Below are 22,809 nucleotides of genomic sequence, written 5' to 3'. Positions count from 1 at the left end.
GTGCGCGTCCGGGTGTGCTTCCCTGGGTAGGCGGCCCTGCTCAGGCATGTCGCGACAGAAAAGCCTGCCTCACATGCCAGGATGGTCACGATGCGTCTACCCACGTTGCGCCGGAACCGGAACGCGGAACCGGACACAATCTCCGGCACCGCGCGCCTCGACCGCCGGACGAAGCGCCTGGTCGGCCGGCTGCGCCCGGGCGACATCGCGATCATCGACCACGTCGACCTGGACCGGGTGGCGGCCGACTCGCTGGTGGCGGTCGGCGTCGCCGCGGTGCTCAACGCGAAACCGTCGGTCTCCGGCCGTTACCCCAATCTGGGGCCGGAGGTCCTGATCGGGGCCGGTATCCCGCTCCTGGACGACCTGGGTGAGGGCATCTTCGACCGGGTCCGGGAGGGCGACGTCGTCCGGATCGAGGGCAACACCGTCCTCGTCGGCGACGAGCCGGTGGCGCACGGCGTGCTCCAGGACGCCGAGACGGTGGCCAAGGCCATGGCCGACGCCCGCGAGGGGCTGTCGGTGCAGTTGGAGGCGTTCGCCGCCAACACCATGGACTACCTCAAGCAGGAGCGCGACCTGCTCCTCGACGGCGTCGGGGTGCCGGACATCCGCACCCAGGTGCAGGGGCGGCACTGCCTGATCGTGGTCCGGGGCTACGACTACAAGGCCGACCTGGACGTGCTGCGCCCGTACATCCGGGAGTTCAAGCCGGTGCTGATCGGCGTCGACGGCGGCGCCGACGCGCTGGTCGAGGCGGGCTACACACCCGACATGATCATCGGGGACATGGACTCGGTGACCGACGACGTGCTGCGCTGCGGCGCGGAGGTGGTCGTGCACGCGTACCCGGACGGGCGGGCGCCCGGGCTGGCCCGGGTGACCGCGCTGGGCGTGTCCGCGATCACCTTCCCGGCGGCGGCGACCAGCGAGGACCTGGCCATGCTGCTCGCCGACGAGAAGGGCGCCTCCCTGCTGGTGGCGGTCGGCACGCACGCCACCCTGGTCGAGTTCCTCGACAAGGGCCGGGGCGGAATGGCCTCCACGTTCCTGACCAGGCTCAAGGTCGGCGGGAAGCTGGTGGACGCCAAGGGCGTGAGCCGCCTCTACCGGCAGAGCATCTCCGGCTCCTCACTGCTGCTGCTGGTCCTCTCCGCGGTGGCCGCGATGGCCTCCGCCGTGGCGGTCTCCACCGTCGGCAAGGCGTACCTGGGCGTGGTCAGCGAGTGGTGGAACAATTTCGTGTTCCAGCTCGGCCAGCTCTTCTAGCTCCCGACCGATCAAGAGGCTGCAAGCGTGATCAATTTCCGCTACCACGTGGTGTCCCTGACCGCGGTCTTCCTGGCGTTGGCCATCGGCCTGGTGGTCGGCACGGCCGCCCTCAACGGGCCGGTGGCCGACTCGCTCAAGGGGCGGGTCGACGGGCTGAGCAAGGACAACCAGCTCATGCGCCAGCAGGTCAGCAACATGCAGAAAGAACTGGACATGGAGGAGCAGTTCGCGGCGGAGATGGCGCAGGTCGTCCTGCCGAACAAGCTCACCGGCCGCCGGGTGGTGGTGCTGACCCTGCCCAGCGGCCGGGAGCACACCGAGGGCGTGCTCAAGATGCTCCAGACCGCCGGCGCCACCGTCACCGGGCGCGTCGACCTGCAGGACAAGTTCATCAACCCCGAGAACAACGGCGACCTGATGGAACTGGCCGTCACTGCCGCCCGGCCGACCGCCCCCGCGTCCGGGCTGCCGGGCAACGGGCACGGGGTGGAGACCTCCAGCGCCATGCTCGCCAGCGTCCTGCTGGACCGGGCCCCCGGCGTCGAGCCGGCCACCGAGGCCGACCGCGGGGCGGTGCTGGCCTCGTACAGCAACGCGGGGTACGTCACGACCGACGACAAGGTGACCGGGCCGGCCGAGGCGGTGGTGCTGGTCAGCGGCCAGCCGTACGTGGACAAGGACTCCGACAAGAAGGACCAGTCGGTGGTCAAGGTCGCCGAGCAGTTCGACCGCAGCGGCGCGATCGTCGTCGCCGGCATCGGCTCGACCGGCGGAAACGTCGTCGCGGTCGTCCGGGGCGACCCGGTGCTGTCGCAGACCATCTCCACCGTCGACGACGCCAACACGGTGCAGGGCCAGTTGGTCACCAGCCTGGCCCTGGTGCAGCAGTTGACCGAGAAGAAGGCCGGCCAGTACGGCGTGGGCGACAACGCCGCCAGTCTGCTGCCTAAACTGCCCCAGTGAGCGAACAACCTACCCGGATGTCCGACCTTGACCCCCGCCCCTGGGGCGTGCCGAACGGGGTGAACCGATGAGCCTGTTGGGCCGCCTGCTGATCGCCGGAGCCGGCGCCGCCGCCGCCCGGTACGCCCTGCGCCAGGTGCGCACCGCCCCGCCCGCCCCGGCGCTGGAGCGCACCAACTTCCGGGGCCGCACCGTCACCCTGGCCGCCGGGCCGGCGCTGGCCGCCGGCGCCGCCACGGCCGGGGCGCTCGGCGCGTCCGGGCCGGCCGCCCGCGCGGCCGCGCTCGTCGCCGGGCTCGGTGGGGGAGCGGTCGGGCTCTACGACGACGTGGTCGGCGCCCGGCCCGAGCAGAAGGCGGCCAAGGGCTTCGCCGGGCACCTCGCCGCGCTGCGCGAGGGGCGGGTCACCGCCGGCCTCGTCAAGATCGTCGGGGTGGGGGCGGCCGGTCTCGGCGCCGCCGCGCTGCTCGCCGCCGACCCCACGGTGGCCGCCCATCCCCGCCGGCGGCGCCAGCGCGCCCTGGGCCGCACCGTGGACGTGCTGCTCGGCGCCGGGATCGTCGCCGGCACCGCCAACCTGGTCAACCTGCTGGACCTGCGCCCGGGGCGGGCGCTGAAGTCCGGCCTGCTGCTCGGGACGCCGCTGACCAGGGGCCCGCACGGCGGGATTGCCGCGGGCGCGGTGGGCGCCGCCGCCGGGCTGCTTCCCGACGACCTCGACGAGCAGGTGATGGTCGGCGACAGCGGGGCCAACGGGCTCGGGGCGGTGCTCGGCGTGGCGCTGGCCGCCCGCACCGGCCCGCTCGGCCGGGCCGCCGTGCTCGCCGTGCTGGCCGGGCTCACCGCCGCCAGCGAGAAGGTCAGCTTCACCCAGGTCATCCAGGCCACCCCGGGGCTGCGGGAGCTCGACGAGCTGGGCCGGCGAACCGACTGACGTGAAGAAACCGGCACCCCTCGCCGGCGCCGGCCGCGTCGCCGGCGCCGCCGCGCTCATCGCCGTGCTCACCGTGCTCAGCCGGCTCGCCGGCTTCGGGCGCACCGTCGTGTTCACCTGGGTGGTGGAGCGCAGCGACCTCGGCGGCATGTACGTGATCGCGAACACCGTGCCCAACATCATCTTCGAGATCGTGGCCGGTGGGGCGCTGGCGAGTCTCGTCGTACCGCTGCTGGCCGGACCGGTCGCGGCGGGCGACCGGCGGGCGGTGGGCGCCACCACCGGGGCGCTGCTGACGTGGACGCTGACCCTGCTGGTGCCGCTGGCGGTGGCGGTCACGCTGCTGGCCGGCCCAATCGTCGAGGCGATCAGCTCCGGCCGGAGCCCGGCGGAGCTGGCGGCCGGCGCCCGGATGCTGCGCGTCTTCGCCCCCCAGTTGCCGCTGTACGGGGTGGGAATCGTGCTCACCGGGGTGCTCCAGGCGCACCGCCGGTTCGCCTGGCCGGTCATCGCGCCGCTGCTGTCCAGCGTCACCGTCATCGCCGTGTACCTGGCCTTCGGCGGCGTCGAGGGGCGCGGGGCCACGGTCGCCGAGGTGAGCCGGGGCGGCGAGCTGATCCTCTCCGCGGGCACCACCCTCGGCGTGGTGGTGCTGTCGCTGTCCCTGCTGATCCCGCTGCGCGGGCTGGGCCTGCGGCTGCGCCCCGGGTACGGCTTCCCCGCCGACGCCCGCGCCCGCGTCGGCGGCCTGGCCGTGGCCGGGGCGGTCACGGTCACCGCCCAGCAGATCGCCCTGGCCGTGATCATCAAGAGCGTCTCGGGCGGGCCCACCGGGTCGCCGCAGGTGTTCAACGTGGCCCAGACCATGTATCTGCTGCCCTGGGCGGTGCTGGCCGTGCCGCTCGCGGTCGCCGCGTACCCGGCGCTCGCCGCCGCGTCGGCGGCCGGCGACGAGGCCGCGTACGGGCGTACGCTGGCCTCGACCGCGCGGGGCGTGTTCCTGTTCAGCTGCCTCGGCGCGGCGGCGCTGGCCGGCACCGCCGCACCGGTCGCCGCGTTCTTCTACGCCGACGACCCCGCCCCGGTGGCCGCCGCGATCGCCGGCTTCGCCCCGGGGCTGCTCGGCTACGGACTGTTCGCCGTGCTCTCCCGCGCCCTGTACGCCCGCGGCGACACCCGGCCGGCCACCCTGGCGATCACCGTCGGCTGGCTCGCGGTCCCGGTGGCCGTCGTGCCCCTGGCGGGGCTGCTGCCCCGCGCCGACCGGGTGCTCGCGGTCGCCCTCGCCAACTCGGTGGGGATGCTGCTGCTCGGCGCCCTGCTCGTTCTCGCGGTGCGCCGGGCGGCCGGGCCGGCGGCGCTGGCCGGCGCGGCCCGCGTCGGGGCGGCCGGGCTGTTCGCCGGGGCGCTCGCCGCTCTCGCCGGTTCGGCCACCGCCGGCTGGCTCGCCGGGGCCGGCACCCCGACGAGACCCGCGGCGGTCGTGCAGGGCATGCTGTCGACAGCCGCGGTCGGCGTGGCGTTCCTCGCCGTGGCGTACCTGGCGGACCGCCGGGACGTGCGACCGCTGCTCGCCGCCGTGCGCCGCCGCCTCACCCGGGCGGGCCGGAGGGCCGGGCCGGGCGACGGGCCGCGGCGGGAGGACATGGTCCCCGGGGAGCGGGGCGACGGGAAGGAGACGGTGTCGGGGTGAGCGCGACGACGACCGACCGACCGACAGCGGCGCACCGGGGGTGGGCGCGGTGACCGACGCCACTCCGGCCGTCCGCTGGCCCGGCACGGTGGCGCTGGTGCTCGCCTCCAGCACCGGCGGCGTCGGCCAGCACGTTCGCTACCTGGCCCGTGGGCTCACCGACGCGGGCGCCTCCGTGCTGGTCTGCGGGCCCGCCGCCACCCAGCAGCAGTTCGACTTCACCGGCGCGGGCGCCCGGTTCCGGCCCGTCGAGATCCCGGCCAGCCCCGCCCCCACCGACGCCCGGGCCGTCGCCGCGCTGCGGCGCGCGCTGGCCGAGGAGCCGGTCGCCGTGGTGCACGCCCACGGGCTGCGCGCCGGGCTGGTGGCCGTCCTCGCCCGGCCGGCCGCCCCGCTGGTGGTCACCTGGCACAACGCGGTCCTCGCCCGCGGCCTGCGCGGCGGGCTGTCCCGGCTAGCCGAACGTGTCGTCGTCCGGGGCGTCCGGGTCGCCCTGGGCGCCTCCGCCGACCTCGTGCAGCGGGTCGCCGCGCTCGGCGCCGCCGACGCCCGGCTCGCCCCGGTCGCCGCGCCGGCCCTGCCCGCGCCGCGCCGGCGCCGCGCCGCCGTCCGGGCCGAGTTCGGGGCGGCGGCTGATCAGCCCCTGGTCCTGTCGGTGGGCCGGCTGCACCCGCAGAAGCGGTACGACGTGCTGGTGGACGCCGCCGCCCGGTGGCGCCGCCGTACGCCGCCGCCGGTCGTGGTGATCGCCGGCAGTGGGCCGGCGTACCTGGCGCTGGCCGCCCGGATCTCCGCCGCCCGGGCCCCGGTGGCCCTGCTCGGCCACCGCACCGACGTGGCCGACCTGCTCGCGGGCGCGGACCTGGCCGTGGTGACCAGCGACTGGGAGGCCCGCCAGCTGTTCGCCCAGGAGGCGCTGCGCGCCGGCGTGCCGCTGGTGGCGACCGCCGTCGGCGGGCTGCCGGAGCTCGTCGGCGACGCCGCCGTGCTGGTGCCGCCGGGCGACGTCGACGCCGTCGACGCGGCCGTGCGCGAGCTGCTCGACGACGAGACCCGCCGCGCCGAGCTGGCCCGGCGCGGCGCCGAGCGGGCGGCGACCTGGCCGACCGAGGCCGACACGGTCGCGCAGCTCGCCGCGCTGTACGCGGAACTGGCGCCCCACGCCGGGCCGGCCGCCCCCCGCACCGCAAGCCCCGACCTCGGCGAGCCCGACGCCGATGCCCCCTCGACGGGACGCCGCTGATGCTGCGCCGACTGACGCCGCTCCTGCTGACCCTCCTGGTCGTGGCGTTCGGCATCACGGCCCTCGCCGCCCGCCCCGACACGGCCGCGCCGCGCCGCACCGCCGACTTCGTGGTCCTGGCCGGGGTCGCCGGCCTGCGCTGGGACGACGTCGACGCGCGGGACACCCCGACCCTGTGGGCACTGGCCCGGCAGGGCTCGATCGGCTCCCTGTCGGTCCGTTCGGCGCACCGGCCCACCTGCCCCGTGGACGGCTGGCTGACCCTGGGGGCCGGCAACTTCGCCGCCTCGAACGGCAGCCGCGTCGCGGGCGGCTGCCCGGCGGCGCCCGTGACGGTGGAGCAGCCGGACGGCATCGGCGCGAACCTGCCCGGCCAGGAGAGTGTGGTGCAGCACAACCAGGCGCGCCTGCCCTGGGGCGCCGTGCCGGGCTCGCTGTCGGAGTCGGTGCGCTGCTCGGTGGCGGTGGGGCCCGGCGCGGCCGTGGCGGCGGCGCGTCCGTTCGGCCGGGTCGACCGGTACGCTCCGGGGCTGCCCGCGGACCCGGCCGCGCTGCTCGGCTCCTGCGTGCTGAGCATCGTCGACCTCGGCGCCGTCACCGGCGAAGACCCGGCGGCCCGGGCGGCGCAGGCCCGGCGCGCCGACGCCGAGCTGGCCCGGGTGCTCGCCGCCCGCCCACCGAACTCCCTGGTGCTGGTCGCCGGGGTCGCCGACACCGAGCTGCCGTCCCGGCTGCACGTCGCGATCGCCGACGGCCCGGGCTGGGAGCGGGGCTGGCTCACCTCGCCGAGCACGGGCCGGGAGGGATATCTGCAACTGGTCGACCTGGCGCCGACCGCCCTCGCGGCGCTCGGCCGGCCGATGCCCGAGCGGCTGTTCCTCGGCCGGCCCGCCGTGGCCGTTGGCGGCCGGCCAGCGGATCTGCCCGCGGCGATCGCCGCGACGGCCGACGCCGACCGGGAGGCCGGTGCCCAGCGGCGGGTGGCCGGTTGGTTCTTCGCCCTGCTCACCGGGGCGCAGGTGCTGCTCGCGGTGGCGGTGCTGCCGCTGCTGCGCCGGGCCCGCCGGCATGCCGGCCCGGTCGGTCCCGCGCCGGTGCCGCGGCGGGTCGTGGCGACGGTGGAGCTGCTGCTGATCGGCGCCGCGCTGGCGGTGCCGGCGGCCCTGCTGGCCGACGCCGTGCCATGGTGGCGCGGCGACCACGCGGGCTGGTGGTTCGCCGGCGTGACGGCGCTGCTGGTGGTCGGGGCGACGGCCGTCGTCCGGTTCGCCCCCGGGCACGGCGCGACGCTGGGGCCGCTCGGCGCCGTCGCCGGCCTGGCCACCCTCGTGGTCGCCGCCGACGTGCTCACCGGCGCCCGGCTGCAGCTCAACGGCGTGGTCGGCTACTCGGCCCTGGAGGGCGGCCGGTACGCGGGCCTGGGCACCGTCGGGCTCGGCGTGTTCATCGCCGGGGCGCTGCTCAGCGCCGGCTGGCTGGCCCAACGGGTACGCCGGGAGTTGCGCCCCGTCGTGGTGGTCGCCGTCGGCGGGGCCGCCGTGCTCGTGGTCGGCAGCCCGTACCTGGGGGCGGACTCGATCGGCGCGATCGCGCTGACCGCGGGGGTGAGCGTGGCCGCCGCGATCACCACCGGCGGCTGGCTGACGGTCAGCCGGCTGGCCTGGGCGGGCATGGCCGGGCTGGCGGTGACCGTCGGCTTCGCGGTCGTCGATCTGCGCCGGCCCGCCCCCGAGCGGGGCAGCCTCGGCCGTTTCCTGGCCGCCCTGGGCGACGGCACGGGCGGGCTGACCGTGCACCGCTCCAGCGCCGCCAACCTGGAAACCCTGGTGAACAGCCCGCTCACCCTGCTGGCGCTGGCCGGCGCGCTGCTGGTCTGGTTCGCCCTGCTGCAGCCGTGGGGCGGGCTGATGCGGCTGTTCGGCATCTACCCGACGATGCGGGCCGCGATGGCGGGCACGGCGGTGGCGGCCGGGATGGGCGGGGTGCTCGGCGGCTCGGCGCTGGACGTGGCCGGTGCCGCCGGGGCGCTGGTGGTGCCGATGGCGGCGCTGGCCGCGCTGCGGGTGCTGGACCACTCCACCGACCGGACCCGGCCCGGCGAGGGCCGTCCCGCCGCCGGCCGGCCCGGCGCGGAGCACGACGCGCCCCCGCCCGCACCCGAGTGCGGCGCTCCCGTGATCCCGGCGGGCCGCACCCCCACGCCGGCCGGCGGCGACGCCGCGCCGGAGCGGGCCGCCGACGCGTCGACCGAGGTGGCGAGGGCCTGACCGGCACCTCGCCGGCCAGGCGACCTCGGGTGCGGCCTGCGGCCCCGGGTTGGGGAGGTGTTACCGTGGAATCCCGTGGATCGCGTGATCACTCTGCTGATCGGCACGGCGGTCTGCACGACCGCGACGGACGACACGGGAGCAGGCCTTGGCCCCTACAGCACGGACGACCAGGCACATTTTCGTCACCGGGGGCGTCGCCTCCTCGCTGGGTAAGGGCCTCACCGCCTCCAGCCTCGGCAATCTGCTGACCGCGCGCGGGTTGCGCGTCGTCATGCAGAAGCTCGACCCCTACCTCAACGTGGACCCGGGGACGATGAACCCGTTCCAGCACGGCGAGGTCTTCGTCACAGAGGACGGCGCCGAGACCGACCTGGACGTCGGGCACTACGAGCGCTTCCTGGACCGGGCGCTCTCGGGTAAGGCGAACGTGACCACCGGCCAGATCTACTCCGACGTGATCGCCAAGGAGCGGCGCGGGGAGTACCTGGGGGACACCGTGCAGGTGATCCCGCACATCACCAACGAGATCAAGTCCCGCATCCTCGGCATGGCCGACCCGGACGCGGACGGCCAGGTCCCGGACGTGGTGATCACGGAGGTCGGCGGCACGGTCGGCGACATCGAGTCGCTGCCGTTCCTGGAGGCGATCCGCCAGGTCCGCCACGACCTCGGCCGGGACAACTGCTTCTACCTGCACGTCTCGCTCGTGCCGTACCTGGCCCCGTCCGGCGAGCTGAAGACGAAGCCGACCCAGCACTCGGTGGCGCAGCTGCGCAGCATCGGCATCCAGCCGGACGCCCTGGTGCTGCGCTGCGACCGGGAGATCCCGGACAAGGTCAAGCAGAAGCTGTCCCTCTACTGCGACGTCGACCGGGAGGCTGTCACCGCCGCCCCGGACGCCCCGAGCATCTACGACATCCCGAAGGTGCTGCACCGCGAGGGCCTGGACGCGTACGTGGTGCGCCGGCTCGGCCTGTCCTTCCGGGACGTGGACTGGAGCCGCTGGGACGACCTGCTCGACCGGGTGCACCAGCCGCGCCACACCGTCACCGTGGCGGTGGTCGGCAAGTACGTCGACCTGCCCGACGCGTACCTGTCGATCAGCGAGGCGATCCGGGCCGCCGGCTTCGGCCATCGGGCCCGGGTGCAGCTGCGCTGGGTGCCCAGCGACGACTGCGTCACCCCGGCCGGCGCCGCGGCGGCCCTGACCGGCGTGGACGGCATCGTCATTCCCGGCGGGTTCGGCGTGCGCGGCATCGAGGGCAAGATCGGCACCGCCCGGTACGCCCGGGAGAACGCCGTACCGCTGCTCGGCCTGTGCCTCGGCCTGCAGTGCATGACCATCGAGGTGGCCCGGCACCTGGCCGGCCTGGACGGCGCGAACTCGCTGGAGTTCGACGAGGAGGCCGTCCACCCGGTCATCGCCACCATGGCCGACCAGGAGGACATCGTCGCCGGCAAGGGCGACCTGGGCGGCACCATGCGGCTCGGGGCGTACCCGGCGAAGCTGGCGGCGGGGTCGATCGTCGCCGAGGCGTACGGCAGCACCGAGGTCAGCGAGCGGCACCGGCACCGGTACGAGGTGAACAACGCCTACCGCGACCAGCTCACCAAGGCCGGGCTGCACATCTCCGGCACGTCCCCGGACGGGCGCCTCGTCGAGTTCGTCGAGCTGGACCGCGACCTGCACCCGTTCTTCGTGGCCACCCAGGCGCACCCGGAGCTGAAGAGCCGCCCGACCCGCCCGCACCCCCTGTTCGCCGCGTTCGTCGCCGCCGCGGTGGCGTACTCGGAGGCCGACCAGCTCCCCGTGGACCTGGACGGCGCGGCGGCGCCCGGCCGCAGCGGCGGCGGGGCGACCGCGAAGGCGGGGGCGGCCTCGTGAGCGCCGTGGAGCACCGCTACGAGGTGGCCGGGCGGCGGGAACGCTACGCCGGGAAGATCTTCTCTGTGGTCACCGACGAGGTCACCATGCCCGGCGGCGGCACCTCCGCGCGCGACTACGTCCGCCACGTCGGCGCGGTCGCCGTCGTGGCGCTCGACGACGCCGGTCAGGTGGTCCTCGTCCGGCAGTACCGGCATCCCGTGGGCAAGCGCCTGTGGGAGCTGCCGGCCGGGCTGATGGACGTCTCCGGGGAGGACCTGGCCGCGGCGGCGGCCCGGGAGCTGGCCGAGGAGGCCGACCTCACGGCCGGCTCCATCGACGTGCTGGTCGACCTGCACAGCTCGCCCGGCTTCTCCGACGAGGTGGTCCGGGTGTTCCTGGCCCGCGACCTCGCCGAGGTGCCGGCCGGGCAGCGGCACGAGCGCCGCGAGGAGGAGGCCGACCTCCAGATCGTCCGGGTCGACCTGGACGAGGCCGTCCGGATGGTGCTGGACGGCGAGATCACCAACGCCGCCGCCGTGGCCGGGCTGCTCGCCGCCGCCCGAGCCCGCGACGCCGGCTGGTCGGTGCTGCGCCGCCCGGACGCGCCGCTGCCGCGCTGACCGGCGGCCGACGACGAGGGGCCGTGCCACCGCACGGCCCCTCGTTACTGTCGGGGGTCAGTCGCGCAGCGGGCGACCCTGACCGTCGACGCCGCCGTTGACCAGGATCAGGATGCCGTCGATGGTGCCCCACAGGCCGCCGATGCCGCAGGTCACGAATGTCACCACGAGTTGGAGGACGCCGATCTTGGTGTGGCCCATGTAGAACCGCCCGACGCCGAGGCTGCCGAGCAGGATGCCGAGGACGCCCGCGACGACCTTGCTCTTGTCGGAGACGCCCTGGGGGTGCTGCTGATACGGAGTGGTCATGGGCCGACACCCTAGTGATCTCGGGCGATCCCGTCCGCAGCAGGGTCCCCCAGGTGGGACGATAGGGGACGAACGATGTCCCGACGGCCGAGGCGTTCCCCACCGCCGGCCCCGCCGACGCCTGACACATCGTCAGCCCAGCCGGGCACCGGATGTCACTGTGTCGGCTGTCCCGGAAAGGCGGCGGGCCTAGACTGCCGCCGCGGGACCGGTGGACCGCGGCGGCAACGGGGCCGGCGCGCACCGACAGTCGGGGTGGGACGGCCCCGGAGAGAGGGGTCTGCACGTGAAGGTCGGAATCCCACGCGAGGTCAAGAATCACGAGTACCGCGTGGCGATCACGCCCGCGGGCGTCAACGAGTTCACCCGCAGCGGCCACCAGGTCTTCGTCGAGTCCGGCGCCGGCGCCGGGTCGAGCATCACCGACGAGGAGTTCGCCGCGGCCGGCGCCAAGATCCTGGCCACCGCCGACGACGTGTGGGACGCCGCGGAGATGGTGCTCAAGGTCAAGGAGCCGATCGCCGAGGAGTACCACCGGATGCGCGCGGGGCAGGTGCTCTTCACCTACCTGCACCTGGCCGCGTCCAAGGCCTGCACCGACGCGCTGCTCGACCGCGGGGTCACCGGCATCGCGTACGAGACCGTCGAGCTGCCCGACCGGTCGCTGCCGCTGCTCGCCCCGATGTCCGAGGTGGCCGGCCGGCTCGCCCCGCAGGTCGGCGCGTACCACCTGCAGCGGCAGGGCGGCGGGCGCGGCATCCTGATGGGCGGCGTCTCCGGCGTCTACGCCGCGAAGACCGTGGTCATCGGCGCCGGCGTGTCCGGCATGAACGCCGCCGCCATCGCGCTCGGCCTGCAGGCCGAGGTGCTGCTGCTGGACAAGAACGTCGCCCGGCTGCGCCAGGCCGACGCCATCTACCGGGGCCACCTGCAGACGGTCGCCTCCAACGCGTACGAGATCGAGCGGGCCGTGCTCGACGCGGACCTGGTCATCGGCGCGGTGCTGGTGCCCGGCGCGAAGGCCCCGACCCTGATCTCCAACGAGCTGGTCTCCCGGATGAAGCCCGGCAGCGTGCTGGTGGACATCTCCATCGACCAGGGCGGCTGCTTCGAGGACTCCCGCCCCACCACGCACGCCGAACCGACCTACAAGGTGCACGAGTCGATCTTCTACTGCGTGGCGAACATGCCCGGCGCGGTGCCGCACACCAGCACGTACGCGCTGACCAACGTCACCGTGCCGTACGCCCTCGAGCTGGCCAACCACGGCTGGCGCGAGGCGCTGCGCCGCGACCCCGCCCTGGCGCTGGGCCTGAACACCCACGACGGCCGCGTCGTGTACGGGCCGGTCGCCGAGGCACACGGCATGGCGCACCTGCCGCTGGCCGAGGTGCTGGCCTGACCGACAGCACGCGGACCGGCGCACCGGACGGGGCCGGCGTGGGCGGGCAGCCCGCGCCGGCCCTGCGCCGTGCCGTGCGCGGCTACCTCGACCACCTCACCGTCGAGCGTGGCCTGTCCGCGAACACCCTCGCGTCGTACCGGCGGGACCTGGAGCGCTACCTGGCCACCCTCGCCGCCGCAGGCGTGGCCGACCTGGCCGCCGTCGACGCCGCCCAGGTCGAGGCGCACCTGGCCCGGCTGCGCGCCGGCGCCGACGGCCACCCGCCGCTCGCGGTCTCCTCGGCCGCCCGGGCCGCCAGCGCCGTGCGCGGCCTGCACCGCTTCGCCGTCCGCGAGGGCCTGGCCGGCGGCGACCCCAGCCGCGACGTCCGCCCGCCCGCCCCGCCGCGCCGGCTGCCCCGGGCGCTCGCCGTCGAGCAGGTGGTGCGGCTGCTGGAGACCGCCGGTCCGCTGACCGCCGCCGGCGACGCCGCGCCGCTCGCGCTGCGCGACCGGGCGCTGCTGGAGTTCCTGTACGGCACCGGGGCGCGTATCTCCGAGGCGGTCGGCGCCGCCGTCGACGACCTGGACACCGACGAGGGCGCGGCGCTGCTGCGCGGCAAGGGCGGGCGCATCCGCCTCGTCCCGGTCGGCGGGTACGCCGTCGAGGCGCTGCGCGCCTGGCTGGTGCGCGGCCGACCCGCCCTGGTCGCCGCCGGTCGGGGCACCCCGGCGGTCTTCGTCAACGCCCGTGGCGGAGCGCTGACCCGGCAGGGCGCGTGGACCATCCTGCGCCGGGCCGCCGAGCGGGCGGGGCTGCCGGTGGACGGCCCCGGCGCGGTGTCCCCGCACACGCTGCGCCACTCGTACGCCACCCACCTGCTCGACGGCGGCGCCGACGTGCGGGTGGTGCAGGAACTGCTCGGCCACGCCTCGGTGACCACGACCCAGGTGTACACGTTGGTCACCGTGGAGCGACTGCGCGAGGTGTACGCCACCGCTCATCCCCGCGCCCGCGGCTGACCGACCCGCCGCCGCCTCGCCGGTCCGCCCCGTCCGGCCCGGCACACCGGCCCCGGCCAGCCAGGCGGCCGACACGCCGCACGGGTGCCGAACGCGCTGCTGGCCGGTGGCGTACAGTCGGCATGGCGCGGACCTGGCGGGGCGATGGCGGACCGGGTGCGCAGCGGCGCCGCGAGGGACGTCGGACGGCTCCGACGCCGGGTGGTCGTCGGAAGGGGGCAACGAGGACATGGCTGGCAACGGTGACCGTGCCGAGACCTGGACGTCGGAGCTCCGCGAGCAGCAGGCCGCGCTCAGTTCGGACCTCGGCCCGGCGGACCCGGCGGCGTACACGATGCGCAAGCCGATCCCGGAGCCGATGCCCACCGACCGGCACGGGCCCGCCCGGATCATCGCGATGGCCAACCAGAAGGGCGGCGTCGGCAAGACCACGACCACGATCAACCTGGGTGCGGCGTTGGCCGAGTACGGCCGCCGCGTGCTGCTGGTCGACTTCGACCCGCAGGGCGCCCTCTCGGTCGGGCTCGGGGTCAACCCGCACAACCTCGACCTGTCGGTCTACAACCTGCTCATGCAGGACGACGTCACGCCCGAGGACGTCCTGATCAAGACGGACGTCGCGGGCCTGCACCTGCTGCCGGCCAACATCGACCTCTCCGCGGCCGAGATCCAGCTCGTCAACGAGGTGGCCCGGGAGATGGCCCTGGCCCGGGTGCTCAGGTCGATCCGCAAGGAGTACGACTACATCCTCATCGACTGCCAGCCCTCCCTCGGCCTGCTGGCGATCAACGCGCTGACCGTCGCCCACGGGGTGCTCATCCCCCTGGAGTGCGAGTTCTTCAGCCTGCGCGGCGTGGCCCTGCTCCTGGACACCATCGACAAGGTGCGCGAGCGGCTCAACTTCGACCTGGAGCTCGAGGGCATCCTCGCCACCATGTACGACAGTCGCACCACCCACTGCCGGCAGGTGCTCCAGCGGGTGGTCGAGGCGTTCGGCGACAAGGTCTACCAGACGGTGATCACCAAGACGGTGAAGTTCCCCGAGTCGACGGTGGCCGGCGCTCCCATCACCACCCTCGATCCGGCCTCGTCGGGCGCCCGCAACTACCGGCAGCTCGCCCGCGAGGTGATCGCCGCCCAGGCGGAACGGTAGGCCGTGCGCCGTACGGCCGGCGGGCGCCCCCGGCCCGGGGTGCACCTTCCCGCCGGGCTCCCCGGAGCGTGGACTACGGTCGTCCGGTGACCGCGCCGCCCCTCGACCCGCCCGCCGGGCAACCGCCCGCCGACGGCGCGACGGTCGACGCGCCCGCCTCGGCCGAGGCGACCGCCTCGGTCGACGCGACCGCCTCGGTCGACGCGACCGCCTCGGTCGACGCGACCGCCTCGGTCGACGCGACCGGCCCGGTCGACGCGGCCGGCCCGGAGCCGGCTGGCTTCACGGTCCGGCTCGACAACTTCACCGGCCCGTTCGACCTGCTGCTGCAACTGATCGGCAAGCACAAGCTCGACGTCACCGAGGTGGCGCTGCACAAGGTCACCGACGAGTTCATCGCGTACATCCGGGCGATGGGCGACCAGTGGGACCTCGACGAGGCCAGCGAGTTCCTGCTGATCGCGGCCACCCTGCTCGACCTCAAGGCGGCCCGGCTGCTGCCCGCCGCCGAGGTCGAGGACGAGGAGGACCTGGCGCTGCTGGAGGCGCGGGACCTGCTGTTCGCCCGCCTGCTGCAGTACAAGGCGTTCAAGGAGGCGGCGGCGCACCTCGCCGAGCTGGAGGCGGTCGGCGGGCGGCGCTACCCCCGGTCGGTCACCCTGGAGCCCCGGTACGCCGAGGCGCTGCCCGACCTGGTCCTCGGCATCGGCCCGGAACGGCTGCTGAAGCTCGCCGTGAAGGCGATGACCCCGAAGCCGGTGCCCGAGGTCTCCATCGCCCACGTGCACATGGTCCGGGTCAGCGTCCGGGAGCATGCCGCGATCATCAGCGAGCGGCTGCGCCGGGCCGGCATCGCCACGTTCTCGCTGCTCTGCGCCGACTGCGAGGCGACCCTCGAGGTGGTCGCCCGGTTCCTGGCGCTGCTCGAGCTGTACCGGGAGGGGCTGGTCTCCTTCGTCCAGGAGCAGGCCCTGGCGGAGCTGACCGTGCGGTGGACCGGCCCCGCCGACGGCGGCACCGACCTGCACATCGACGAGTACGCCGGCGCCGCCGAGAGCCCGCCGCGCAACATCGGCGATGTGGCGGGGTCCGGGCCACCGGGACCGGACCACGTCGGCGACATGGAGTCGATGGAAGGAGCGGGATGAGTGACGAGGAGCGCCGGGACTCGCTGGCCGACCAGGCGGCCGCCTGGGTGCCGCCGTGGGAGCGCCCCCGGCCCCCCGCCGCCCGTCGACCCGAGGAAGATCTCGGCAGCGAACGGCCCCCAGAGGGGCCCGATCCTTCCACGGGCTCGGACCCGGACGCGTCGGACGTCGCGCCGGTAGTCGCGTCTGACGTCGCACCGGCAGCCGCGCCGGATCTCGCGCCGGTAGCCGCACCGGATGCCGGGCCGGTAGTCGCGTCGGACGTCGCACCGGCAGCCACGCCGGTAGCCGCACCGGATGCCAGGCCGGTAGTCGCGTCGGACGCCGCGCCGTCCCAGATCGTGTTGCCGGAGACCGCCCCTGCCGAGGGCGTCCAGCCCGGCGCCGCGCGGTCGGAGGCCGGCGAGCGGCAGGTCGAGGCGGGGGATCGGGACACCGCCGCGGGCGTACCCGGGAAGCAGCCGGCGGGGCGGCGGCGGGCGACCCCGCGCCCGAGCCGCCGCCCGAGCTCGACGACCGGGAGCTGCGCGGGGCGCTCGAGGCGATCCTCCTCGTCGTGGACGAGCCCGTCAGCGAGCTGACGCTCGCCCAGGTGCTGGAGCAGCCGGCGGAGCGGGTCGGGGCGACGCTCGACGACATCGCGGCCGGCTACACCGCCGCCGGGCACGGCTTCGAGCTGCGCCGGGCCGCCGGCGGCTGGCGGCTCTACACCCGGCCGGAATACGCGACGTACGTCGAGCGGTTCGTGCTGGACGGGCAGTCGGTACGGTTGACGCAGGCGGCGCTGGAGACCCTCGCCGTGGTCGCGTACAAGCAGCCCGTGACCCGGTCGCGGATCTCGGCCATCCGGGGCGTCAACTGCGACGGCGTGATCCGTACGCTGGTCTCCCGTGGCCTGGTCGAGGAGTGCGGCACCGAACCGGACAGCGGGGCGTTCCTCTACCGGACCACCACGATGTTCCTGGAGAAGCTGGGGCTGAACTCCGTCGACGAGTTGCCCCCGCTCGCCCCGTTCCTCCCCGACGACGTAGAAGAGCTTGCCGATGCGACGCGATGACCGTGCCCCGAAGCCCGACGCCCCCGTGTACGAGGGCGCAGAGCGCCTGCAGAAGGTGCTCGCCGCCGCCGGCGTGGGCTCCCGACGTGCCTGCGAGGACCTGATCTTCCGCCGCCGGGTCACCGTCAACGGCCGGGTGGCCCAGCTCGGGGACAGGGCCGACCCGACCCGCGACGTCATCTACGTCGACGGCGAGCGCCTGCAGGCCGACACCCGCCTGGTCTACCTGGCCCTGAACAAGCCGCGCGGAGTGGTCTCCACCATGGCCGACGAGAAGGGGCGCGCCGCGCTGTCCGACTTCCTCGGCAACCGCGTCGAGCAGCGGGTCTACCACGTCGGGCGGCTCGACGCCGACAGCGAGGGCCTGCTGCTGCTCACCAACGACGGCACCCTCGCCCACCGGCTCATGCACCCGTCGTACGGCGTGCCGAAGACGTACCTGTGCGAGGTCGCCGGGCCGATCCCGCGCAACCTCGGCAAGCGGCTGGCGGCCGGCGTCGAGCTGGAGGACGGCCCGGTGAAGGTCGACTCATTCAAGGTGGTGGACAGCCTGGGCAAGAGCGCCCAGGTGGAGCTGACCCTGCACGAGGGGCGCAAGCACATCGTCCGGCGGCTGCTGGCCGAGGTCGGCCACCCGGTGGCGCGGCTGGTGCGTACCTCGATCGGGCCGATCCGGCTCGGCGACCTGCGTGCCGGACGGACCCGCCGGCTCACCAACGCCGAGGTCGCCGCCCTGTTCAAGGCGGTGGGTGACTGACCCGCGGACGCGGGTACCACAACCGGTAGGCTTCCGTGACGCCCGCGACGGGGCGTCACGGCGGCGTCGCGCGCGGCCCGGCAGGGGCGCGGGCATGATTGACGACGACGACAACCGCTCGCGGCGGGCCGCCGGGCCCCGCGAGGTACGGGCTGAGGAGGAACACGGTGGAGGAAAACGTACGGGCCGGGCGCTGCGTGGTCGCTGTGGACGGGCCGTCCGGTTCGGGCAAGTCCACCGTCTCCCGGCGGCTCGCCGCCGGCATCGACGCCCGCTACCTGGACACCGGCGCGATGTACCGGGCCGTCACCTGGGCGGTCCTGCGCTCGGGGGTCGACCTGACCGACGCCGAGTCGGTGGCGAAGGTCGCCGCCGAGGCCGACCTGCGCATCGGCACCGACCCCCAGGGGTACGGCGTGACCGTCGACGGCGTGTCCGTCGACCGCGAGATCCGGGGCCCCGAGGTGACCGCGGCGGTCTCCGCCGTGGCCGCCGTACCGGCGGTGCGGGCGCTGCTCGTGGCCCGACAGCGGGAGCTGATCGAGCAGGCCGGCCGGATCGTGGTCGAGGGCCGCGACATCGGCCCGGTCGTGGCGCCGGACGCCGACCTGAAGGTCTACCTGACCGCCTCCGCGGAGGCCCGAGCCCAGCGGCGCAGCGCCGAGGACGCCACCGACGTGGCCGCCACCGCCGCCGACCTGGCCCGCCGGGACCGGCTCGACTCCACCCGCAAGGCCGACCCGTTGCAGCAGGCCGCCGACGCGGTGGTGCTGGACACCACCGAGCTGGGCATCGACGAGGTCGTCGACCGGCTGCGCTCGCTGCTGACCGAGCGGGGAGTGGCGTGAGCGCGAGGAGTGGCGTGAGCGCGAGGAGTGAGCTTGCGAGCCCCACAGTCGCGAATGAAAGGCTGGCACGGTGAGCACCGAAGAGGGCTGGGTGGAGCTGGCCGAGCCGGACCTGGACACCGAGGAGCAGGCGGGCCCGCAGCCCGTGGTGGCCGTGGTCGGCCGGCCCAACGTGGGCAAGTCCACCCTGGTCAACCGGATCATCGGCCGCCGGCAGGCGGTCGTCGAGGACGTCCCCGGGGTGACCCGGGACCGGGTCCCGTACGACGCGCAGTGGTCCGGCCGCGCGTTCACCGTGGTGGACACCGGCGGCTGGGAGCCGGACGCGAAGGACCGGGCGGCGGCCATCGCCGCGCAGGCCGAGGCGGCGGTCGCCACGGCCGACGTGGTCCTCTTCGTGGTCGACGCCGTGGTCGGCTCGACCGACGTGGACGAGGCGGCGGTGAAGATGCTGCGCCGCAGCGCCAAGCCGGTCATCCTGGTGGCCAACAAGGCCGACAACAGCGCCGTCGAGATGGAGGCGACCTCGCTCTGGTCGCTCGGCCTCGGCGAGCCGCACCCGGTCTCCGCGCTGCACGGCCGGGGCTCCGGCGACCTGCTGGACGCAATCCTGGACGCGCTGCCCGACGCGCCGCCCGTGTGGGAGAACCGCCCGCGTGGCCCGCGCCGCGTGGCCCTGGTCGGGCGGCCGAACGTGGGCAAGTCCAGCCTACTCAACCGGTTCTCGGGCGAGGAACGGGCGGTCGTCGACTCCGTCGCCGGCACCACCGTCGACCCCGTCGACAGCCTCGTCGAGATCGGCGGCGAGACCTGGCAGCTGGTGGACACCGCGGGCCTGCGTAAGCGGGTGGGCAAGGCCAGCGGCACCGAGTACTACGCCAGCCTTCGCACCGCGTCCGCCATCGAGGCGGCCGAGGTGGCGGTGGTGCTGCTCGACGCCAGCGAGCCGATCAGCGAGCAGGACCAGCGGATCCTGTCGATGGTCACCGACTCCGGCCGGGCCCTCGTGCTCGCCTTCAACAAGTGGGACCTGGTCGACGCCGACCGCCGGTACTACCTCGAGAAGGAGGTCGAGCGGGAGCTGCGCCGCATCCCCTGGGCGATCCGCGTCAACGTCTCGGCCAAGACCGGCCGGGCCGTCGACAGGCTGGCCCCGGCGCTGCGCAAGGCGCTCGCGAGCTGGGAGACCCGGGTGCCCACCGCGCAGCTCAACCAGTGGCTGACCGCCCTGGTGCAGGCCACCCCGCATCCGGTGCGGGGCGGGCGGGCGCCGCGCATCCTCTTCGCCACCCAGGCCGGCACCTGCCCGCCGCGATTCGTGCTGTTCACCACCGGCCCGCTCGACGCGGGATACCAGCGGTTCGTCGAGCGCAAGCTCCGCGAGGAGTTCGGCTTCGAGGGCAGCCCGGTGGAGATCTCGGTACGCCCGCGCAAGAAGCTCGGCCCAGGCGGCCGGGGCAAGGCGCACGGCTGATCCGACACCCGAGGGCGGGGCCCCGCAGCCCCGCCCTCACCCACCCCCCTAGGACGCTCTACCGGTTGCGGCGCCGGTCACACGGCGCGCCGGGGATCGGGTGGGGCCCGTGCGGACGGAGGGAAGATCGTGCGCTAAGCTGTACCGGCTGTCGCGGGGAGGTAAACGCCGCGCGGGAGCATCGGGACGTGGCGCAGCTTGGTAGCGCACTTGACTGGGGGTCAAGGGGTCGTCGGTTCGAATCCGGCCGTCCCGACAGCGAAAGGGTTTCCGCAGGTCAGCGACTTGCGGGAGCCCTACTTTTATTGCTTGGCATGGATGCCCGGTCTAGCACGCCGCTGTTGGACTCCTTGACTCGGGCAGGTTGTCATGCCACTACTGGATCTTCAGAAGCTCACCGTCGGACTGTCCCGGACCTGGGCCGGGTTCCTCCGCGACTGGGACCGGTCGCTGCGGGCCGGGAACTACCCGCAGACCACCCGCTACAACTACCTGCTCGCCGCCGCGCAACTTGGCCGCTATCTCGGGGAGCACTCGCCGGACCCGGACGCCGAGGACGCGGCCGACGACCCGTGCGCGGTGACTCGGGCACACGTGGAGGCGTTCCAGGCGTGGATGATCGACACCAGGTCCGCGTCGACCGCGTTGAACAAGCACAAGGGGTTGCAGCAGTTCTTCAAGTGGCTGCTCGTCGACGAGCAGGCCATCGACCGGTCGCCGATGGAGCGGGTGCGGCAGCCGAAGACACCCCGCAAGCTGATCCCCGTTATGCGCGACGAGGACACCGGCAAACTCCTCGACGCGTGCAAGGGCAAGGGCTTCGCCAACCTGCGCGACGAGGCGCTGATCCGGCTGTACTGCAACACCGGTGCTCGGCTGTCCGAGGTCGGCAACCTCCTCGTTGCCGACGTGGACCTGAACACGGAGTCGGTGCACTTCCACGGCAAGGGTGCCAAGGATCGGCGGGTACGTTTCGGGCCGAAGACCGCCCGGGCCCTGAGCCGCTACTTGCGCGCCAGGGACAAGCACAAGGGCGCCGGGCTGCCGAACCTGTGGCTGGCGGAACGAGGCACTGCGGCCTTGAATCCTAACGGCATCAAGATCCTTCTCAAGCGGTTGGGTAAGGCGGCCGGGGTACCGGACGTGCACGCGCACCGGTGGCGGCACAGCTTTGCCCATGAATGGAAGCGCGCCGGCGGAGACACCGGAGACCTGATGCTCCTGCTGGGCTGGACGTCGGAGGACATGCCCCGTCACTACGGTGCGAGCGCGGCGGCCGAGCGGGCGCAGGAGACGCAGGCCCGACTGGGTATCGGCGAGCGCGTGTAGGTCGGCTGGTCGACGCGATCACGCACGGAGAGGGCCGTGCGTGATCGCGTCATTATCGGTAGGCTGCGGCGGTTTTCGGGGGAGGGGTGGCGATGACGCGGTACGCAGTTGACGAGAGTCGCAGTGAGCTGTTGGCGACCTGGGAGACCGGCTACGGGTGTGTCGCGATTCGGGTCGCGTCGCTGGCGGCGAGTATCGAGCCGAGACAGCGGCTGGCGCTGGCGGCCGAGTTGTCGGGCCTGTCCGAGGCGCTCTGGCGTTGCTACACGCATCCAGCGAGCGCCGCCGATAGCTTGGAGATCAACACGGAGGGGTGGCGGCGAGAGCAGACCCGGAACGAGTTCGCTTCCGTGGCCGCCCATATCAGGAAGCCGAGCCTGCTCGACAGCAACGGCATGTTGATGGTGTCGTACGACCCGATGGAGGAACGCGCCCATCGAGTGGGCCGTTGCCTGCACGCTGCCGCGGACGCGGATCTCACTGCTGCGGTGGTCGCCGATGTTGAGGCAGAGGTCGCGGCGGTGGAGGCTGCCGAACTGGGGGATCTGTCGGGACGCTCGGCGCAGGCCGTGCAACTGACGCGCCAAGCTGCGTCGCCGGTTCAGGTCGCCGCTGCCGACCGGATTCTGATGAATGATCCGCTTGGCGGAGAAGAGTTGTTTCTGGAGCTCGATCCGACCTCGGCATGCGTGGCGGCGGTGCACTGGCTGCAGGCGGCCGCCGACGTGGCGGCGGAGGCATCCAAAGGTGCCGCAAGCGATGTCTTGGTAGAGGCCGACGACATCGAAGCCCTGCCGCACGCGACACCCACCGCGGTCTTGGAGTTGATGGAGATCGGCCTGTCGCCGACAGACGTGGTGACCAGGATGATCTGCGATGCCATGGCGATCGCTGAGGGCGAGGCGCCCGACATCGATGAGCTGCGAGAGAAGATCGAGGAAGCCGAGGAAGAAGCTGAGCAGGTCAGGCCGAGTGGAGCCGAAGCGGTTGGCGAGATCGCGACGATTCGGCTGACCACTCTGGACCCGCTGCGTCCCGCCCGCGGCATGCTCGAGGACCTACTGTCCGGCATTCGCGGATGCTGGCTCCTCTACCGCGAGTACGCCGTCTCCTCGACCGACCTTGAGGACACCGTGTCCGGCGACGAACTGGACGACGAGTTCGAGGAAGCATTCCGTAGCGAAGTGCGAGCCCGGGCTGCTGCTGACCGGTACCGACTCGATCTTGAAGACCGCAAATAGGCAGCAGGCAGGCATTGGGCGCGAGCGGCAGACGCACGCGCCAGCGGCCACGCCAGGCGTCGCCGTCGTGGCACCGTAGCCGCTCGTCTGCCAGATGGCGGCGGCGGAGACGAAATGGATGATGGCGCCCATGCTGCTCGTGCCGCAGAGACGAGCAGCACGGACAACGCGTGTTCAAGTCCCCCCCTCGGACACCAGTTTTGGTGAAGATTCACGTTTTGCGTG

Annotated in this window: 18 protein-coding genes, 1 tRNA gene and 1 pseudogene; 19 read left to right on the top strand and 1 reads right to left on the bottom strand. The window is 74.0% G+C overall.

Annotated elements, in window-relative coordinates; translation table 11 throughout:
* Positions 1-90: 90 nt before the first annotated feature.
* From steA to JD77_RS30555, 8 genes are all read left to right on the top strand, one after another.
* Positions 91-1,269, top strand: a complete 1,179-nt coding sequence (steA, locus tag JD77_RS30590; RefSeq protein WP_145777250.1) for a putative cytokinetic ring protein SteA — start codon at positions 91-93, stop codon at positions 1,267-1,269.
* 27 nt (positions 1,270-1,296) lie between these two features.
* Positions 1,297-2,235, top strand: coding sequence for a copper transporter (locus tag JD77_RS30585; protein ID WP_145777249.1), 939 nt, complete (start codon positions 1,297-1,299; stop codon positions 2,233-2,235).
* Positions 2,236-2,302: 67 nt separating this feature from the next.
* A complete protein-coding gene (locus JD77_RS30580; protein WP_145777248.1) occupies positions 2,303-3,169 on the top strand; it encodes a hypothetical protein in 867 nt (288 codons plus the stop codon).
* A gap of 1 nt (position 3,170) precedes the next feature.
* A complete protein-coding gene (gene murJ / locus JD77_RS30575; RefSeq protein WP_145777247.1) occupies positions 3,171-4,862 on the top strand; it encodes a murein biosynthesis integral membrane protein MurJ in 1,692 nt (563 codons plus the stop codon).
* A gap of 49 nt (positions 4,863-4,911) precedes the next feature.
* A complete protein-coding gene (locus JD77_RS30570; RefSeq protein ID WP_145777246.1) occupies positions 4,912-6,105 on the top strand; it encodes a glycosyltransferase family 4 protein in 1,194 nt (397 codons plus the stop codon).
* On the top strand, positions 6,105-8,372 hold the full coding sequence (locus tag JD77_RS30565; protein WP_246141154.1) for a hypothetical protein: 2,268 nt from the start codon (positions 6,105-6,107) through the stop codon (positions 8,370-8,372). The genes JD77_RS30570 and JD77_RS30565 overlap by 1 nt, the downstream gene beginning before the upstream one ends.
* A 148-nt stretch (positions 8,373-8,520) precedes the next feature.
* A complete protein-coding gene (locus JD77_RS30560; RefSeq protein WP_145777245.1) occupies positions 8,521-10,260 on the top strand; it encodes a CTP synthase in 1,740 nt (579 codons plus the stop codon).
* A complete protein-coding gene (locus tag JD77_RS30555; RefSeq protein WP_145777244.1) occupies positions 10,257-10,862 on the top strand; it encodes an NUDIX domain-containing protein in 606 nt (201 codons plus the stop codon). Before JD77_RS30560 ends, JD77_RS30555 begins: the two co-directional genes overlap by 4 nt.
* Positions 10,863-10,919: 57 nt before the next feature.
* On the opposite strand, the gene JD77_RS30550 is transcribed toward JD77_RS30555, so the two are convergent.
* Entirely contained in the window at positions 10,920-11,171 is a 252-nt protein-coding gene (locus tag JD77_RS30550; protein WP_145777243.1) for a TM2 domain-containing protein, read from the bottom strand.
* A 286-nt stretch (positions 11,172-11,457) separates the two neighbouring features.
* Here JD77_RS30550 and ald point away from each other — a divergent pair, with 286 nt between their 5' ends.
* The 11 genes and pseudogenes from ald to JD77_RS30495 all read left to right on the top strand — a co-directional run bounded on the left by ald (position 11,458) and on the right by JD77_RS30495 (position 22,584).
* Complete coding sequence (ald, locus tag JD77_RS30545) at positions 11,458-12,573, top strand: alanine dehydrogenase (RefSeq protein ID WP_145777242.1); 1,116 nt, start codon at positions 11,458-11,460, stop codon at positions 12,571-12,573.
* On the top strand, positions 12,570-13,577 hold the full coding sequence (locus JD77_RS30540; protein ID WP_387228570.1) for a site-specific tyrosine recombinase XerD: 1,008 nt from the start codon (positions 12,570-12,572) through the stop codon (positions 13,575-13,577). The genes ald and JD77_RS30540 overlap by 4 nt, the downstream gene beginning before the upstream one ends.
* A 229-nt stretch (positions 13,578-13,806) precedes the next feature.
* Entirely contained in the window at positions 13,807-14,730 is a 924-nt protein-coding gene (locus tag JD77_RS30535; RefSeq protein ID WP_145777240.1) for a ParA family protein, read from the top strand.
* Between the two features lie 86 nt (positions 14,731-14,816).
* The gene (locus JD77_RS30530) at positions 14,817-15,878 is read left to right on the top strand and encodes a segregation/condensation protein A (RefSeq protein WP_387228556.1); all 1,062 of its coding nucleotides are present in this window, start codon (positions 14,817-14,819) and stop codon (positions 15,876-15,878) included.
* Positions 15,875-16,935: pseudogene (gene scpB, locus JD77_RS35835) on the top strand (SMC-Scp complex subunit ScpB). Before JD77_RS30530 ends, scpB begins: the two are co-directional and overlap by 4 nt.
* On the top strand, positions 16,922-17,692 hold the full coding sequence (locus tag JD77_RS30520; protein ID WP_145777239.1) for a pseudouridine synthase: 771 nt from the start codon (positions 16,922-16,924) through the stop codon (positions 17,690-17,692). Before scpB ends, JD77_RS30520 begins: the two are co-directional and overlap by 14 nt.
* A 167-nt stretch (positions 17,693-17,859) precedes the next feature.
* Complete coding sequence (cmk, locus tag JD77_RS30515) at positions 17,860-18,540, top strand: (d)CMP kinase (protein ID WP_145777238.1); 681 nt, start codon at positions 17,860-17,862, stop codon at positions 18,538-18,540.
* Positions 18,541-18,610: 70 nt separating this feature from the next.
* Complete coding sequence (der, locus tag JD77_RS30510) at positions 18,611-20,014, top strand: ribosome biogenesis GTPase Der (protein ID WP_145777237.1); 1,404 nt, start codon at positions 18,611-18,613, stop codon at positions 20,012-20,014.
* Between the two features lie 182 nt (positions 20,015-20,196).
* A tRNA-Pro gene (locus JD77_RS30505) sits at positions 20,197-20,270 on the top strand.
* Positions 20,271-20,383: 113 nt separating this feature from the next.
* Positions 20,384-21,343 (top strand): tyrosine-type recombinase/integrase, encoded by a 960-nt coding sequence (locus tag JD77_RS30500; RefSeq protein WP_145777236.1) that lies wholly within the window; start codon positions 20,384-20,386, stop codon positions 21,341-21,343.
* A gap of 92 nt (positions 21,344-21,435) precedes the next feature.
* Positions 21,436-22,584, top strand: a complete 1,149-nt coding sequence (locus tag JD77_RS30495; protein ID WP_211372754.1) for a hypothetical protein — start codon at positions 21,436-21,438, stop codon at positions 22,582-22,584.
* Positions 22,585-22,809 lie beyond the last annotated feature (225 nt).

Source organism: Micromonospora olivasterospora (genome assembly GCF_007830265.1).
GTDB classification, from domain to species: domain Bacteria; phylum Actinomycetota; class Actinomycetes; order Mycobacteriales; family Micromonosporaceae; genus Micromonospora; species Micromonospora olivasterospora.
This window is presented reverse-complemented; position numbering and strand designations above follow the sequence as displayed.